The 15,263-nt window shown below is 69.3% G+C and carries 19 protein-coding genes and 1 tRNA gene; 13 read left to right on the top strand and 7 right to left on the bottom strand.

Going from position 1 to position 15,263, the window contains the following annotated elements; all coding sequences use genetic code 11:
- Position 1 precedes the first annotated feature (1 nt).
- Positions 2–418 carry a nucleoside-diphosphate kinase gene (gene ndk, locus RR49_RS12155; RefSeq protein WP_045248367.1) on the top strand — a complete coding sequence of 139 codons (417 nt, stop codon included), beginning with the start codon at positions 2–4 and terminating at the stop codon, positions 416–418.
- A 69-nt stretch (positions 419–487) separates the two neighbouring features.
- Here ndk and RR49_RS12150 read toward each other — a convergent pair whose 3' ends face one another.
- The 6 genes from RR49_RS12150 to RR49_RS12125 all read right to left on the bottom strand — a co-directional run bounded on the left by RR49_RS12150 (position 488) and on the right by RR49_RS12125 (position 4,139).
- Positions 488–940, bottom strand: a complete 453-nt coding sequence (locus RR49_RS12150) for a hypothetical protein (protein ID WP_045248366.1) — start codon at positions 938–940, stop codon at positions 488–490.
- A 5-nt stretch (positions 941–945) separates the two neighbouring features.
- Positions 946–2,448: a lipase family protein gene (locus tag RR49_RS12145; RefSeq protein WP_048808846.1), complete on the bottom strand. Its 1,503-nt coding sequence runs from the start codon at positions 2,446–2,448 to the stop codon at positions 946–948.
- On the bottom strand, positions 2,445–2,762 hold the full coding sequence (locus RR49_RS12140) for a hypothetical protein (RefSeq protein ID WP_045248365.1): 318 nt from the start codon (positions 2,760–2,762) through the stop codon (positions 2,445–2,447). The genes RR49_RS12145 and RR49_RS12140 overlap by 4 nt, the downstream gene beginning before the upstream one ends.
- Positions 2,759–3,058, bottom strand: a complete 300-nt coding sequence (locus RR49_RS12135; RefSeq protein WP_211255165.1) for a WXG100 family type VII secretion target — start codon at positions 3,056–3,058, stop codon at positions 2,759–2,761. Before RR49_RS12135 ends, RR49_RS12140 begins: the two co-directional genes overlap by 4 nt.
- A gap of 5 nt (positions 3,059–3,063) precedes the next feature.
- Positions 3,064–3,453: a YbaB/EbfC family nucleoid-associated protein gene (locus RR49_RS12130; protein WP_045248364.1), complete on the bottom strand. Its 390-nt coding sequence runs from the start codon at positions 3,451–3,453 to the stop codon at positions 3,064–3,066.
- 68 nt (positions 3,454–3,521) lie between these two features.
- Positions 3,522–4,139, bottom strand: coding sequence for a vitamin K epoxide reductase family protein (locus RR49_RS12125; RefSeq protein WP_045248363.1), 618 nt, complete (start codon positions 4,137–4,139; stop codon positions 3,522–3,524).
- A gap of 305 nt (positions 4,140–4,444) precedes the next feature.
- Between RR49_RS12125 and RR49_RS12120 the strand changes: the two genes are divergently transcribed.
- The gene (locus RR49_RS12120) at positions 4,445–6,823 is read left to right on the top strand and encodes an Rne/Rng family ribonuclease (RefSeq protein WP_045248362.1); all 2,379 of its coding nucleotides are present in this window, start codon (positions 4,445–4,447) and stop codon (positions 6,821–6,823) included.
- Here the strand turns inward: RR49_RS12120 and RR49_RS12115 are convergent.
- Positions 6,820–7,083, bottom strand: coding sequence for a DUF4031 domain-containing protein (locus RR49_RS12115; protein WP_045248361.1), 264 nt, complete (start codon positions 7,081–7,083; stop codon positions 6,820–6,822). The genes RR49_RS12120 and RR49_RS12115 overlap by 4 nt on opposite strands.
- 215 nt (positions 7,084–7,298) lie before the next feature.
- On the opposite strand from RR49_RS12115, the gene rplU reads away from it, so the two are divergent.
- From rplU to RR49_RS12060, 11 genes are all read left to right on the top strand, one after another.
- Entirely contained in the window at positions 7,299–7,607 is a 309-nt protein-coding gene (gene rplU / locus RR49_RS12110; protein ID WP_045248360.1) for a 50S ribosomal protein L21, read from the top strand.
- Positions 7,608–7,628: 21 nt separating this feature from the next.
- Positions 7,629–7,886 carry a 50S ribosomal protein L27 gene (rpmA, locus tag RR49_RS12105; protein WP_045248359.1) on the top strand — a complete coding sequence of 86 codons (258 nt, stop codon included), beginning with the start codon at positions 7,629–7,631 and terminating at the stop codon, positions 7,884–7,886.
- A gap of 86 nt (positions 7,887–7,972) precedes the next feature.
- Complete coding sequence (obgE, locus tag RR49_RS12100) at positions 7,973–9,460, top strand: GTPase ObgE (protein WP_045248358.1); 1,488 nt, start codon at positions 7,973–7,975, stop codon at positions 9,458–9,460.
- Positions 9,457–10,299: a glutamate 5-kinase gene (proB, locus tag RR49_RS12095; RefSeq protein WP_045248357.1), complete on the top strand. Its 843-nt coding sequence runs from the start codon at positions 9,457–9,459 to the stop codon at positions 10,297–10,299. The genes obgE and proB overlap by 4 nt, the downstream gene beginning before the upstream one ends.
- Positions 10,296–11,555, top strand: a complete 1,260-nt coding sequence (locus RR49_RS12090; protein ID WP_045248356.1) for a glutamate-5-semialdehyde dehydrogenase — start codon at positions 10,296–10,298, stop codon at positions 11,553–11,555. The genes proB and RR49_RS12090 overlap by 4 nt, the downstream gene beginning before the upstream one ends.
- A gap of 46 nt (positions 11,556–11,601) precedes the next feature.
- On the top strand, positions 11,602–11,820 hold the full coding sequence (locus RR49_RS12085; RefSeq protein WP_045248355.1) for a hypothetical protein: 219 nt from the start codon (positions 11,602–11,604) through the stop codon (positions 11,818–11,820).
- Between the two features lie 8 nt (positions 11,821–11,828).
- Positions 11,829–12,428 carry a nicotinate-nucleotide adenylyltransferase gene (gene nadD, locus RR49_RS12080; RefSeq protein WP_045248354.1) on the top strand — a complete coding sequence of 200 codons (600 nt, stop codon included), beginning with the start codon at positions 11,829–11,831 and terminating at the stop codon, positions 12,426–12,428.
- Positions 12,425–13,393 carry a hypothetical protein gene (locus RR49_RS12075; RefSeq protein ID WP_045248353.1) on the top strand — a complete coding sequence of 323 codons (969 nt, stop codon included), beginning with the start codon at positions 12,425–12,427 and terminating at the stop codon, positions 13,391–13,393. Before nadD ends, RR49_RS12075 begins: the two co-directional genes overlap by 4 nt.
- Positions 13,390–13,764, top strand: coding sequence for a ribosome silencing factor (gene rsfS, locus RR49_RS12070; protein ID WP_045248352.1), 375 nt, complete (start codon positions 13,390–13,392; stop codon positions 13,762–13,764). The genes RR49_RS12075 and rsfS overlap by 4 nt, the downstream gene beginning before the upstream one ends.
- Before the next feature lie 77 nt (positions 13,765–13,841).
- Positions 13,842–13,914, top strand: a tRNA-Ala gene (locus tag RR49_RS12065).
- A gap of 234 nt (positions 13,915–14,148) precedes the next feature.
- Positions 14,149–15,141 (top strand): IS481 family transposase, encoded by a 993-nt coding sequence (locus tag RR49_RS12060; protein WP_048808844.1) that lies wholly within the window; start codon positions 14,149–14,151, stop codon positions 15,139–15,141.
- The last annotated feature ends 122 nt before the right edge of the window (positions 15,142–15,263 follow it).

Raw genomic sequence — 15,263 nt, 5'->3', positions numbered from 1 at the left:
CATGGCCACCGAAGAAACCCTCGTCCTCGTCAAGCCCGACGGCGTCGCCCGCGGCCTGACAGGAGCCATCCTCGCCCGCATCGAGGCGAAGGGATACTCGCTCGTCGATCTGCGACTCGTGGAGCCCGAACGGGGCCGGCTCGAGCAGCATTACGCCGAGCACGAGGGCAAGCCGTTCTATGAGCCGCTCGTCGAATTCATGATGTCGGGCCCGTCGGTCGCGATCCGCCTCGCGGGCAACCGCGTCATCGAAGGGTTCCGGTCCCTTGCGGGAACCACCGACCCCACGACGGCCGCTCCCGGGACGATCCGCGGCGACTTCGGCCGCGACTGGGGCGTCAAGGTGCAGCAGAACCTGGTACACGGCAGCGACAGCCCTGAGTCGGCGGCCCGCGAGTTGGAGATCTGGTTCGGCTGAGTCGTCCGGCGCGAGATGTGTCGATGCCCGCCTCCGTCAGGAGGCGGGCATCGACTTGCGGAGCGGGTGTCAGTGCAGCATCCGCGTGACCTCGTCCCACGACAGCGACAGCGCTGTGGGCACGGATCCGCGGTAGGCGCTGGGGTCCGCTCCGAGCGTGACAGCGGCCGGCTCGAGGTCGATGCGGTCGCCGCTCGAGCTGCGCACGGTGAGATCGAGGCGGTCACCACCCAGAGTGTTGTTCGCCTCGATGAGCTGCAGGATGCGGCGGAGCTCCGCATCAGAGACATCGGCGGCCGTCGATACGGCGCCGACGTTGAGCACCACCGTGAACCCGTCGGTGCTGCGGCTCGCCCACGCATCCGAGAGACCGAGGCCGGCACCTTCGAGCGCGGCGGGGATCTTCTGCTCGAACGACACGTCCGCCGTCGGGGCGCCGACGCACCCGGCGAGGCCGGTCACCAGTGCGACGGCGGTGGCGACGAGCGCGATCGTGCGGGGGAGCGCGTGTCGGGGGGACATGATCCTCATTCTGCTGCCGTGAACATCGAGTGGTCGACGACCGCGCCGGTGAGCGCGTCGAGTCCGGGCGGGGGAGCGCCGTGCTGGGCGGCGTACAGCTGCTCCCACGCGGCGATCGAGTCCCGGTAGTACTGGTTGTCGTGCGCGGCCAGGGGGTTCCCGGTGTCGGGCAGCGTGATGCGGTGCACGTTCGGAGGCACGGGCCCGGTGCCGTTGCCGTCGAGGCGCGGCACCAGGTCGCTCTCGTGCTGGAAGGAGTAGACCGGGATATCGGCGGGAACCGCGAACCCGTCAACAGGCGATCCGTTGGTGACGACCCCGATCGTGCGGTACGGGAATGTCGGATCGGCCGCGAGGTTCGCCGCCAGGATGCCTCCCTGGCTGAAGCCTGTCAGCACCACCTGATCGCCGGGCCGGATGCCGGCGTCCCTCATCGCCTCGAGCGCGGCTCGCTCATACGCGGATCTCAGCAGGGGGTTGTCGAGCATGAGCGCGATATTCGAGTCGCGATCGTTCATAGCCCCCTTGTCGCCGCTGAACTGCCAGTCCTGCGTGGAGGGAAGCGAGACCACCCAGTGCTCCGAACCGTCGGCCCCGACGACCCGCTTCACGTCGATCACCGTCGCATCGGCGCCCCCCATCAGATCCGTCGTGCCATTCACCGCGACGAGGTCGGCGAAGGTGTCGAGCCGGGTGACGCGCTGCGCGTCCTCCCATGCCTGACGGCGCGTCGGGTCGAGCGTGTCGGGGTCGAGCTCTTCGACGTCCGCGGACTTCTGGAGGAAGTTCTGTGCGGCTCCTCCGAGAAGCATCCCGACGAGTCCGCCGGCGGCGAGTCCGACGGCGGGCAGCATGCGGGCGACGACGTCTTTCAGTGCCGCCGCAGCCTCGGCGATGATCGGAATGAGGCGCTGGATGAGCGCGGAGAGCGCGTGGAGAGCCTCGAGGAGCTCGGTCACGAGCCGTCCGGTCGCGGCGACGAGATCTGCGGCGGCGCGCGCGAAATCCGTCACGCGGTGGGCGATCTCGAGCGGGTTGAGGGAGAACGAGAACAGCTGCTCGGCGAAGCGCGCAAGGCGGGTCAGCACCTCGCAGACGTAGGTTCGGGTCGCATCCACGATTCGGGAGGCGAGACGGAGGGATGCCGCTGTCGCCGCGGCCCACTCCGCGGCATCCCTCGTCACCGCCAGGAGGTCGTCGTGTCGTTCTCGCAACGCGCGCACGGTGCGGCCGTCGAGATCGGTGAGGGCGGTGCGGCCGCCGCGCAGTCGCGGCGCGAGTTCGGTCAGCGACGCAGCCGCGTCCTCCCACTGCGCGGCGACACCCGCGACCTGGGCGCTGTCACCGAGCAGCTGGTCGAACCAGTCCCGAAGCGGTTGCACGTAGGTGATCACGACGCCCGCGATGCCGGGGATCTCCGCGCACGCTGTTGCGCCCAGAGCGCTGCGCGGGAGGCCGCCGGCCCAGGCGCCGCCACGGATCTCTGCGGCGAGCGACGACGCGCTCATGGTTCCGTCCCGGTGAAGGTCGTCGTCGCGTCGTCTTCGACGCGGGCGAAGGCTGTGCCCGCGTGCGACGCCCCGTCGGCCATGCGGTCGCTGAGGGTGTGCGCCACGATCAGGAGGTCACGCGTATGGGACGCGAGAGCAGTGGTCGCGGGCACGAGGAGTCCCTGTGCGAGCGCACCGAACGCGATCGGCCCGAGCGGCGTCGCGGTGCGCGCCGCCGCCCGGTCCAGCTCGGCGGACGCCTCGCGCAGAAGGGTCTCCTGAGCCTGCAGCACGTCGCCGTCGAGGACGATGCGCTGATTCGCCGCGGTCACGAGGTCGCTCCGAGAGAGCGCGCGCCCTGCAGGTCCGTGGCGGAGTACGACTCGGCGAGGGCGGTGAGGGCGGCGTCGATGCGGGCGAGTGCGTCGGTGCGGTCTGCCAGCCGGGCACGCAATTGTCGTTGGGCGGCATCGAACGCCTGCTGGGCTTCGCCCGACCAGGAGCCTCGCAACGCCGTCGCGTCGCTCTCGAGTTGGGTGAGGGCGTCGTCGATTGCGCGACCCGCGCTCGTGATGCGGGCCGCCGCGGCGGCGAGCCGGGCTGGGGTGACGACGAGGCGGTCGAGCATGATCATCAGGCGCCCGAACCAGGTCCGTCACCGTGTACCGGACCGGTGCGCGTCACGGTGAGGGAGTCGACGTCCGCCACAGCGGCGAGCCGTTCGACGGCCCGCGCGGCCGCGAGACCCTGTGCCTGCGCGGCGGTCTCGGTGAGGAGGCGGGAGAGCGAGCGGGCGTCGACGTCGAGCGCGGCGTCCTGCACCTCGATGCGATCGATCGCCCCCGTCGCGCCGGCGGTCACGGACACCTCGCGTCCGGGTGAGGTCGCAGTGGCGCGCAGCGCGCGCAGGTCGCCTTCGGCGCGAGCCGCGGCATCCGCTGCCTGACGAGCCGCCGCGATCTGGGCGTCGATGGCGGCCAGGGCCGCATCCAGCGCGGTCATGCTGTCCGTCTCGTGCGACATCGCTGCCTCCTCGCGTCGCCCTCACGCTAGCGAGCGGAGGCGGACGCGCGGAGGCGCCTGTGGATAGGTCAGCCGAAGAAGGTGGCGAACACGTTGGGGATGGCGTCCAGACGCAGCTGGGCGAGAAGGATCACGACCGCGTAGCTGAGGATCGTGGCGAGCGGCACCCACACCATGAGACGCCCCGCACGCACCTGCGTGCGCTCCGTGACCGGAATGGCACCGATGCGCAGCACGTGCACGGTGACGGCGTAGAAGGTGGGGATCGTCATCGACCACGTCAGCATGCACCACGGGCACAGGGTGTGCAGCTGGAAGATGCTCTGGCTGATGAACCAGGTGACGAGCCCGAACGCGCTCGCGGTGCCGAACCAGAACACACCCCAGAACCAGCCGGGGAAGCGCACCCGGGCGAGCACGGCCACGCCCATGATCACCGGAGCCACCCAGCCCGCGAGGCCGAGGATCGGGTTGGGGAAGCCGAATGCACTGCCCTGCCACGAATCGAGGTTCGCCTTGCACTGGACGAGCACGCTGAAGTCGCAGGATGCCGCGGCTGCCGGGTTCGCGAGCAGGTGCAGCCGCTCGAGCGTGAGTTCGAAGGCGGCCGTCCAGCCGACCACGCCGGCGACGATCAGCCAGATTCCGAAAGCGGGTGTGCGCGGTGCGGATGCATGGTCGGGCATGCCCGGATTCTCGCGGTGCGCAGCAGGCCCGCGCCGGCGCAGCGACCGTGAGAATAGGAGGCTCGACGCGCCGCGGCATCCACCCGTCGCGCAGACGACACGGAAGATGAGATAATGAATCGGATGCCGCGGCGGCCGCGCCGCTCGCGACATCGATGCAGACTTCGGGCGATGACCGCCCTCGCAGGACGAGCCTCGAGCCTCCTGCACACCGAGTGAGTTTGCGGCAGCGCCGGGTGCGCCGCCGCCAGAGATGAGATCGCCGGGCGACGCGCGGTGTCGCCGGGCTGGGAGACAAGCCTGTGATGGCCGATGATGCCGACATCCCCTCGAACCCCGCTGACGTTGCTGACGCCGTGACGGATGCCACGACCCCCGCGATCGCCGACCCTTTCACCGTGCAGCTTGCGGCTGACGTTCTTGCTTCCGATCAGGTGGGGGAATCGGCGGCGACCGGGGCTGTGAGCGATGACGGCGCCCCGGAGCCGGGCTCTGCCGATGCCACCGCCGATGTTGCGACCACGGAGACCGAGGCAGCTGAGCCGGACGCCGAGCCGGAGCCGGACGCCGAGCCTGAGCCGATCGCCGAGCCGGAGCCTGTCGCGGAGCCGGAGGGTCCGCTCACCGCGGTCGGGCTCGGCTTGCTGCCCGAGACCTTCGTGTCGACCGTCTCGACAGCTCTCCACTTCTACGCGCCGCCCGTCGCACTGCTGCCGCTGCTCGACGACATCGACGAGTCGCCCGCCCCGGCGGACGTCGTCCAGCCGGGCACCAGCACCAGCCGTCGCCGCAATCGTCGCCGCGGCACGGGTGGCGAGGCCACCGAGGAGCGTGAGTACACCCGCCCGGCTCGCGCCGTCGAGCTGATCACCGAGCCGCAGCGCATCAAGGGCTCCACGCGTCTCGAGGCGAAGAAGCAGCGTCGGCGCGACGGTCGTGAGGCCGGCCGTCGCCGTCCGGTCGTCACCGAGGCCGAGTTCCTCGCGCGCCGTGAGGCCGTCGACCGCGTGATGGTGGTGCGCTCGAAGAACGGGCGCATCCAGATCGCCGTCCTTGAGGACGACGTGCTCGTCGAGCACTATGTCGCCCGCAACCAGGACGCCTCGCTCATCGGCAACGTCTATCTCGGTCGCGTGCAGAACGTGCTTCCGAGCATGGAGGCCGCGTTCGTCGACATCGGCCGGGGCCGCAATGCTGTGCTCTACTCCGGTGAGGTCGACTGGGATGGCGTCGAGACCGGCAACCAGCCGCGTCGCATCGAGCTTGCCCTCAAGAGCGGCGACCGTGTGCTCGTGCAGGTCACGAAGGACCCGGTCGGCCACAAGGGCGCCCGGCTCACGAGCCAGATCTCACTCCCTGGTCGCTACCTGGTGTACGTGCCGGGTGGAGCGATGAACGGCATCTCGCGCAAGCTCCCCGACACCGAGCGCGCCCGTCTGAAGAAGATCCTCAAGGAGGTGCTGCCGGAGTCGTCGGGTGTGATCGTGCGCACCGCTGCCGAGGGCGCCACCGAGGAGCAGCTCACCCGCGATGTGCAGCGTCTGACCTCGCAGTGGGAGCACATCAGCGCCCAGACGCAGGCGGGTCAGGCGCCGGCGCTGCTGCACTCCGAGCCCGACCTCCTCGTCAAGATCGTGCGTGACGTCTTCAATGAGGACTTCACGAAGATGCTCATCCAGGGCGACGAGGCCCAGCAGACCATCGAGAGCTACCTGCGTGCGGTGGCGCCCGACCTTCTCGAGCGCGTCGAGCGCTACGAGGGCGAGCGCGACCCGTTCGACACGTTCCGAGTGACCGAGCAGATCGAGAAGGCGCTCGAGCGAAAGGTGTGGCTTCCCTCGGGCGGTTCGCTCGTCATCGACCGCACCGAGGCCATGACGGTCGTCGACGTCAACACGGGCAAGTTCGTCGGCTCGGGCGGGAACCTCGAGGAGACCGTCACGAAGAACAATCTCGAGGCGGCCGAGGAGATCGTGCGTCAGCTGCGACTGCGCGACATCGGCGGCATCATCGTCGTCGACTTCATCGACATGGTGCTCGAGTCGAACCGCGATCTCGTGCTGCGGCGCCTCATCGAGTGCCTCTCGCGCGACCGGACGAAGCACCAGGTCGCCGAGGTCACGTCCCTCGGGCTCGTGCAGATGACCCGCAAGAAGCTGGGGCTCGGCCTGCTCGAGACCTTCAGCGAGGCGTGCGAGATCTGCGCCGGGCGCGGCGTCATCGTGCACCACGACCCGGTTGTGAAGCACCGCACGGCGGCACCCGCCACGAACGGCGGCACGCGGCGCAATCGCGGCGGCCAGGGGCAGAACGGAGTGAACGCCGCGGCTGCTCCGCAGCAGCCGGCTCCGGCGGGTGGGGGCACCCACGTGATCACCGAGGGTGCGAAGTCGGCACTCGCGAAGATCGCGGCCTCAACCATCGCGCCCGTGCTGACCGATTCGGGTGTACCGCTGGAGATCGAGCTGCCGTCGGCGGATAGCGCAGAGCAGCCCGAGCGTCCCAAGCGTCGTCGCAAGCGCTCCGACGGGGGATCCTCGAAGAGCGAAGCGGACATCCTCCTCGACTCGGTGCTCAACGCCCTGCCGGAGCCGAAGGCCCCCGGTCAGGGTCGCGCACGCCGGCGGGTGACGACGGCGACGCTCACGACGACGCCGGCGGTCGGCGACCAGCCGCAGGGCTAGGCGCGGTCCCGGGCGCGCACGCGCAGACCGGACGCGATGAGCCGGCGCACGAGCGTGTGCCCGTCGACGGCCGTCGCGCCGGCGGCGACGAGGCGCTCGTGCGCTTCGGCGGGGACGTCGTAGTGGTCCAGATCGAACGCGCGGGCCGGAAGGTCGTTCGCACGGGCGAACGTGTGCAGCTCGTCGAGGCTGTGATCGCTGACGAGATGCGACCACAGGCGCCCGTGTGCGGGCCAGCGGGGGTCGTCGATCAGGATCACTCCGGAAGTCTACGAGCGGATGCCGCGACACGGCCCCGTCTCGCTTTGCCGGAGGGCGCGGCATCCGGTAAAGTATCCCTTTGGTGCGTCATGCGCTGCACCCCGGGAGCGGCGCGAGGACTCGATGTCCGGTGGCACCGTGACTTTCCCGCCCTTCACGGGCGATACGGATGGACAACACGGAGCAGTCAGCTCCCTGAAGAAACAGGTGTGAAGTGGTTTACGCAGTTGTGCGCGCCGGCGGCCGCCAGGAGAAGGTCCAGGTCGGCTCGATCGTCGTTCTCGACCGCCTTCAGGCGCAGGTCGGCGAGAAGGTCGAGCTCGCCGCGGTGCTCCTGGTCGACGGCGACGCCGTGACCACTGACGCCGACAAGCTCGCGAAGGTGTCGGTCACGGCCGAGGTGCTCGGCAACGAGCGCGGCCCGAAGATCGTGATCCAGAAGTTCAAGAACAAGACCGGCTACAAGAAGCGCCAGGGCCACCGTCAGGACCTCACGCGCGTCAAGGTCACCGGCATCAAGTAAGCAGCCAGGGGAGACGTTCAGATGGCACACAAAAAGGGCGCAAGCTCCACCCGCAACGGTCGTGACTCGAACGCGCAGCGCCTCGGCGTGAAGCGCTTCGGCGGCCAGGTCGTCAACGCCGGCGAGATCATCGTCCGCCAGCGCGGCACGCACTTCCACCCCGGCGTGAACGTCGGCCGTGGCGGCGACGACACGCTGTTCGCGCTGTCGGCCGGTGCCGTCGAGTTCGGCACCAAGGGCGGCCGCAAGGTCGTCAACATCGTCGCTTCCGCGGAGTGATCCGGGTCGACGCATAAGACTCGGCGAGGGGCGGGCTTCGGCTCGCCCCTCGCCTCATTTCCGGCCCATATCGAGAGGATGCCGCCATGGTCACGTTCGTGGACACCGTGACGCTCCATCTGCGCGCCGGCAAGGGCGGCAACGGCTGTGTGTCGGTACGTCGTGAGAAGTTCAAGCCGCTCGCCGGTCCCGACGGAGGCAACGGCGGCGACGGCGGTGACATCGTGCTCGTCGCCGACCCGCAGACCACGACCCTGCTGTCCTACCACCACTCACCGCACCGGTCCGCCGGCAACGGCGGGTTCGGGATGGGTGACAACCGGTCGGGCGCCGAGGGCGACGACGTCGAGCTGCCGGTTCCGGTGGGCACCGTCGTCACCACGGAGGACGGCGAGCTCATCGCCGATCTGATCGAGCCCGGCATGCGGCTCGTGGTCGCCCCCGGCGGCCGCGGCGGTCTCGGCAATGCGGCGCTCGCCAACCCGAAGCGCAAGGCCCCGGGCTTCGCGCTTCTCGGCACGCCCGGCTGGGAGGGCGATGTCCGGCTCGAGCTGAAGACCGTCGCCGACGTGGCGCTCGTGGGCTTCCCCTCGGCGGGGAAGTCGAGCCTGATCGCGGCGGTGTCGGCGGCCCGCCCGAAGATCGCCGACTATCCGTTCACGACGCTGCACCCCAATCTGGGCGTCGTGCAGGCGGGAGACATCCGCTACACGATCGCGGATGTCCCGGGGCTCATCGAGGGTGCCAGTGATGGCCGTGGCCTCGGCCTTGAGTTCCTTCGCCACGTGGAGCGCTGCGCGGCGCTCGTGCACGTGCTCGACTGCGCCACGCTCGAGCCGGGGCGTGACCCGCTGAGCGATCTCGATGTCATCCTCGCCGAGCTGGGTGCTTATCCGGTACCCGAAGGGCAGGTGCCGCTCCTCGAGCGACCGCAGCTCATCGCGCTCAACAAGGTGGACGTGCCCGAGGCGGAGGAACTCGCCGAGTTCGTCCGCGGTGACCTCGAGCAGCGCGGCTATCGGGTGTTCGAGATCTCCACGGTCAGCCGCGAGGGGCTGCGCGAGCTCACGTTCGCGATGGCGGAGATCGTCGCCGAGCAGCGGAAGGTCGCGGCATCCGCGCCCGCTCCGGTGCGCGTGATCATCCGCCCGCAGGGCGCGGTGGCCGATTTCACCGTGCGTGTCGAGGGCGGCACCTATGGCGACATCTACCGCATCCTCGGCGAGAAGCCGGTGCGGTGGGTGCAGCAGACCGACTTCCAGAACGACGAGGCCGTGGGCTTCCTCGCCGACCGGCTGGCGAAGCTCGGTGTCGAGGACGAGCTGTTCCGCGTCGGCGCGACACCCGGTGCGACCGTCGTCATCGGTCCGGGGGACGGCATCGTCTTCGACTGGCAGCCTGCTCTCACCTCGGCGGCCGAGCTCATGACCGCGCCGCGAGGCACAGACCCGCGCCTGGATGATCGCACGCGTCGCACGACGCGCGAGCGCCGTGAGCAGTATCACGAGCTGATGGATGCGAAGGCGGCCGCGCGCGCGGAGTCCGCGTACGAGTTCGACGAGGACGACGAGTGACCGTCACCTCACGCGCCGAGCTTCGCGGCGCGACTCGCGTGGTCGTGAAGGTCGGATCCTCCTCGATCAGCGGCGAGAACGCCCACAAGATCGAGCCGATCGTCGCCGCCCTGGCGGAAGCGTACGGGCGGGGCACCGAGGTGGTCCTGGTCTCCTCCGGGGCCATCGCCACCGGCATGCCGTATCTGCGTCTCGACGAGCGACCGACAGACCTTGCCACCCAGCAGGCGGCGGCGGCCGTCGGACAGAACGTGCTGATCTATCGCTACCAGGCGGCCCTTCGCCCGTTCGCCATCGTCGCAGGGCAGGTGCTGCTCACTGCCGGCGACTTGGAGAACGCGACCCATCGGTCGAACGCGCGGCGTGCGATGGAGCGCCTGCTGCGCCTGCGCATCCTTCCGATCGTGAACGAGAACGACACGGTCGCGACCCACGAGATCCGCTTCGGCGACAACGACCGGCTCGCAGCGCTCGTCGCGCGGCTCGTCGGCGCGGACGCGCTCGTGCTGTTGAGCGACATCGAGTGCCTGTACACCCGCCCGCCCGGTGAGCCCGGGGCGACGCCGATCGACACCGTCGCGTTCGGAGACGATCTCGCCGGTTACGAGTTCGGCTCGGTCGTCGTCAACAGCGTCGGCACCGGGGGAGCGGCGACCAAGGTCTCGGCCGCCACGCTCGCCGCGGCCGCGGGAGTGGGCGTACTCGTGACCAGCGCAGATCTCATCGGCGAGGCGCTCGGGGGTGAGCACGTCGGCACATGGTTCGTGCCGGATGACCAGGCGCCGCGGCATCCGCTCACGGGACCGGTGAGCACCGGCGCGGATACACTGGCGGGATGACCCTGGTGCGCACCACCGCTCGCGAGCGGATGGTTCTGGCTCGCGACGCATCGCGTCAGATCGGCCTGCTCGGTGACGACAAGAAGGCATCGTTACTGCGTGCGATCGCCGACGCGATCGAGGCGGATGCCGCGGCGATCGTCGCGGCCAACGCCGACGATCTCGCGCGGGGCGAGCGGGACGGGCTCGCGCCCGGTCTGCTCGACCGTCTGCGCCTCGATGAGGCCCGCGTGGGCGCCCTCGCCGGTGCCGTGCGCGATGCCGCGGCTCTCCCCGATCCGGTGGGACGCGTGCTCGATGAGCGCGTGATCGCGGGTGGGGTGACGCTCACCAAGGTGTCCGTCCCGCTGGGCGTGGTCGGCTCGATCTATGAGGCTCGTCCCAATGTGACCGTCGACATCGCGGCGCTCGCGCTGCGGTCGGGCAACGCCGTGGTTCTCCGAGGGGGCACGGCGGCCGCGGCGAGCAACGCAGAGCTGGTGCGCGTCATGCGGGAGGCTCTCGCCGCAGAGGGTGTCGACCCCGAGGCGATCCAGACTCTCGACGACGAAGGCCGCGACGGCGCCCGCGAGCTCATGCACGCTCGTGGTCTGATCGACGTGCTGGTCCCGCGGGGGAGTGCGCAGCTCATCGAGACCGTCGTGACAGAGTCCACGGTGCCGGTCATCGAGACGGGGGCAGGTGTCGTGCACATCTTCCTCGACGAGACGGCGCGCGCGGATTGGGCGGCGGATATCGCGGTCAACGCGAAGGCGCAGCGCCCGAGCGTCTGCAACTCGGTTGAGACGATCCTCGTGCACCGCGATGCGGCGGAGCGTCTGATCCCGGATGTCGCGGCCGCCCTCGCTGCGGCGGGTGTCACGATCCATGGCGACGAGACCGTCGGCGCCCTGGCACCCGGCGTCGTGCCCGCGACCGAGGCGGACTGGGCGACGGAATACCTGACCCTGGATGTGGCTATGAAGGTCGTCGACGACCTCGACGACGCGCTCGCGCACATCCGCACCTATTCGACCCACCACACGGAGTCGATCCTCACGGCCGACGAGGCCAATGCCGAACGGTTCCTCGCGGAGGTCGACTCGGCCGTCGTGATGGTGAATGCCTCGACCCGGTTCACCGACGGTGGCGAGTTCGGCTTCGGCGCCGAGGTGGGCATCTCCACACAGAAGCTGCACGCCCGCGGACCGATGGGCCTTCCCGAACTCACCAGCACGAAGTGGCTCGCCCGGGGCGCCGGGCAGGTGCGTGCCTGACGGCATAGACTGAGCGGGCGCGCGCCCCCACCCGAACGGAGTACCCATGACCTTCGCGACCATCCTCGTGTCCGCGGCCGAAGAGAGCCACGGCAACGTGATGCTCGAGACGATCGTGTTCCCGATCATCGCCATCTCGGTGTTCGCTCTCCTCGGGCTCGTCACGCTCTCGTACCGCCACACGGCGAACCGTCACGCGCACAAGGCGGAGGCCTATGCGAAGTCGCACGCCAAGGAGCTCGAGCAGGCGGGTCACGGCCACTAAGGCCCTGCATGACGGCTGCAGCACGGACGCCGCGCATCGGCGTCATGGGCGGCACGTTCGACCCGATCCATCACGGACACCTGGTCGCCGCGTCGGAGGTGGCGGCATCCTTCGATCTCGATGAGGTCGTGTTCGTTCCCACCGGCACGCCCTGGCAGAAGTCCCGGGTGACGGAGAGCGAGCACCGCTATCTGATGACGGTGATCGCGACGGCCGCGAACCCGCAGTTCCGCGTGAGCCGCGTCGATATCGATCGCGACGGTCCCACCTACACGGTCGACACGCTGCGGGACATCCAGTCGCACTACCCGGGTGCCGACCTCTTCTTCATCACGGGAGCTGACGCCATAGCGCAGATTCTCAGTTGGAAGGACAATGATGGGCTGTGGGATCTCGCCCACTTCGTCGCGGTGTCGCGCCCCGGTCATGTGCTCAGCGCCGACGGCCTGCCGCCCCGTGGCGTGAGTCTGCTCGAGGTTCCCGCCCTCGCGATCTCCTCCACGGACTGCCGGGCGCGCGTAGAACGCGGACAACCGGTGTGGTACCTCGTTCCCGACGGGGTCGTCCAGTACATTGCGAAACATCACCTCTATCGGAGCAAGGCATGAGTTCCCCTGATCAGTCCGGCACGCCGCCGCTGACGCGTCGTCAGCTGCGCGACCTGCGCAACACCGGTTCGACCCCGGTGGTCGACGAGGCGACCGCAGAGGCGGTCGAGACACCGGATGTCGCCACACCCGCTGCCGCCCCTGTCGCTGCTGTTCCTCTCGCCCGGCCGGCGGAGCCCGTCGACCTGCGCCCGGCGCCCGGTCCCGCCGCTTCCGTCGACCTCGGTGTGTCCCCGCTCACCCGCCGGCAGGCCCGCGAGCAGGAGCGGATCCGTACGGCGTCGATTCCGGTGGTCTCACCCGAGCCGGCATCACCCGCCGTGGTGAGCGATGCATCCCCCGTTCCGGTGTTCGCCGCCGATGCGTCGGCGACGCCCGTCGAGGTCGCTGAAGAGTCCCTCTCGGCCGTGCTCGTCGAGGAGGTGCCCATCGCACCTCCGCGCGAGGAGTCACAGGTGACGGTGAATCCGTCGCTCGGCGAGGGGCTCTTCGACAAGCTGCGGCCTGCTTCCGTGCCGTCGGCGTCTTTCGATGATCTGTTGATCGCCGGCGGGGAGTCGAGTGGATCGACGTCGACATCCAATGCCCTCATCGTCAATCAGAACCCTCTCCTGACGGGCTCACTCGTCGCGCCCATCACGGGCACGGGCGAGGTGCTGATCACCGGCACGTTCGAGCTGCCCGAGGGATTCGGCTCGCGTGGGCACGTTGAAGGCGCGGCCGATGGCCACGAGGTCGACGCTGTGCTCATCGACGGCGAACTGCCGGCCGCGTCGTCGCCGACACCGATCTCCGCGAGTGCGGCCATCAGCACGGTGAAGAACGGTTCTGGCGAGATCATCCGTCCGCCGGCGCCCGAGAAGGGCAACCGTCTTCTGCTCGTGCTCTCGATCACGGCCGGTGCGCTGGCGCTGGCGCTCGTCGTCGCCCTCGTTGCAGCCTTCGCGACCGGGGCCCTCTCGTGACGGCGTCTGCATCAACGATCGACGCCCTGCAGGTCGCCGCTGCCGCCGCCGACTCCAAGGGCGGAGAAGATCTGGTCGCGCTCGACGTGTCGGAGCCGCTGCCGCTTGTCGATGCCTTCCTGCTCGTCACGGGACGCAATGAGCGCAACGTGGCGGCGATCGCCGACGAGGTGGAGGAGCGACTGCTCGAAGCCGGCATCAAGCGCCTGCGGCGCGAGGGCCGCGAGGAATCCCGGTGGATCCTGCTCGACTTCGGAGACATCGTCGTGCACGTCTTCCACGAGGAGGAGCGCATGTTCTACGGCCTCGAACGTCTGTGGAAGGACTGCCCGGTGCTGTCGGTAGCGGTGCCCGCGGCATCCGCTGAATGAGCCGCCTCGATTCGGTGTCCTTGCCGTCGATGTAGTAAGCTCATCGAGTTGCCCCGCGAGGGGTGACACCCAGAAATGGGCCTGTGGCGCAGCTGGTAGCGCACCTGCATGGCATGCAGGGGGTCAGGGGTTCGAGTCCCCTCAGGTCCACCGATCGGACGCCCGATCGGACATGCGAGAGTATGTCTGATCGGGCGTTTTGTGTCGGCTTTCGGTGTCGATATGTCCGCGCTTCGCGCTCGCGCCCCGCCGGCGTCGCGCCCTAGGTGTGATGTCCAGGGACGTTGTTTCGGTAACACGGTCCGGAGTAGCTGAGTAGCGAAGGCCTCCGGTTGTGAAGTGGAGCTGTCTAGTTCAACCGCTTCACGAACGCAGGAGGCCTTCGTGTCCCACGCTAACGCTGCCCTCACTCCGCGCGCCCGACTCCGCCTGGCGCGGCTGATCGTCGAGGACGGCTGGACGCCGTCGGTCGCGGCTGAGATATTCATGGTCTCGGTGGTCACCGCCCGGAAGTGGTCAGCCCGGTTTCGAGCCGAAGGCCCGGCCGGGATGGCCGATCGCTCGAGCCGTCCGCGCTCGATGCCGGCGAAGACGTCGACGGAGGTCGTCAAGCAGATCGTGAAGGTCCGGTGGCGCCGCCGTCTCGGCCCGGTCCAGATCGCCGGCGAGCTCGGCCTGGCCCCGTCGACCGTTCACGCGGTCCTGGTGCGTTGTCGCATCAGCCGACTCTCGACGATCGACCGGGTCACCGGTGAGCCGATCCGGCGTTACGAGCACGACCATCCCGGGTCGCTGATCCATGTCGATGTCACGAAGTTCGGGCGCATCCCGGACGGCGGCGGACACCGCTTCGTCGGCCGTCAGCAGGGCGCGAGGAACAAGCTCGAGACCCCGGGCCTGCCTCGCGGCTCGGACCGCAAACCCAGGACCGGCACCGGGTTCTTCCACACCGTCATCGACGACCACTCCCGCCTCGCTTACGTCGAGGAGCATGACGACGAGCGAGCCGAGACCGCCGTCGGCGTCCTGCGGCGAGCGGTCGCGTTCTTCGCCGATCACGGCGTCACCGTCGAGCGCGTGCTGTCGGACAACGGGTCCTGCTATCGATCCTTCGCCTGGCGCGACGCCTGCAGCACACTCGGCATCGTCCACAAACGGACGCGTCCTTATCGACCGCAGACCAATGGCAAGATCGAGCGCTTCCACCGAACTCTTGCCGATGGCTGGGCCTACGCGAGGTTCTATTCCTCAGAGACCGAGCGCCGCGAGGCCCTGCCCGGCTGGCTGCACTTCTACAATCACCACCGGCACCACTCCGCCATCGGAGCCCCACCCATCAGCAGGATCGGAAACAACCTGCCTGGACATCACACCTAGGCCGTGTTGATCAAGAGGTTTCGCTCCCGGCTGGGTGAGTCTTAAGCGGTGACGCGACAGGAGATCTCTGACGAGGTGTGGGCCGTGATGGAGCCGTTGATGCCGACGGCGTCCGGGAGGTC

The sequence above is a fragment of the Microbacterium ginsengisoli genome (assembly GCF_000956535.1).
Lineage (GTDB): Bacteria > Actinomycetota > Actinomycetes > Actinomycetales > Microbacteriaceae > Microbacterium > Microbacterium ginsengisoli.
Note: the sequence above shows the minus strand (reverse complement) of the source record. Positions and strands in the feature narration are given on the sequence as shown.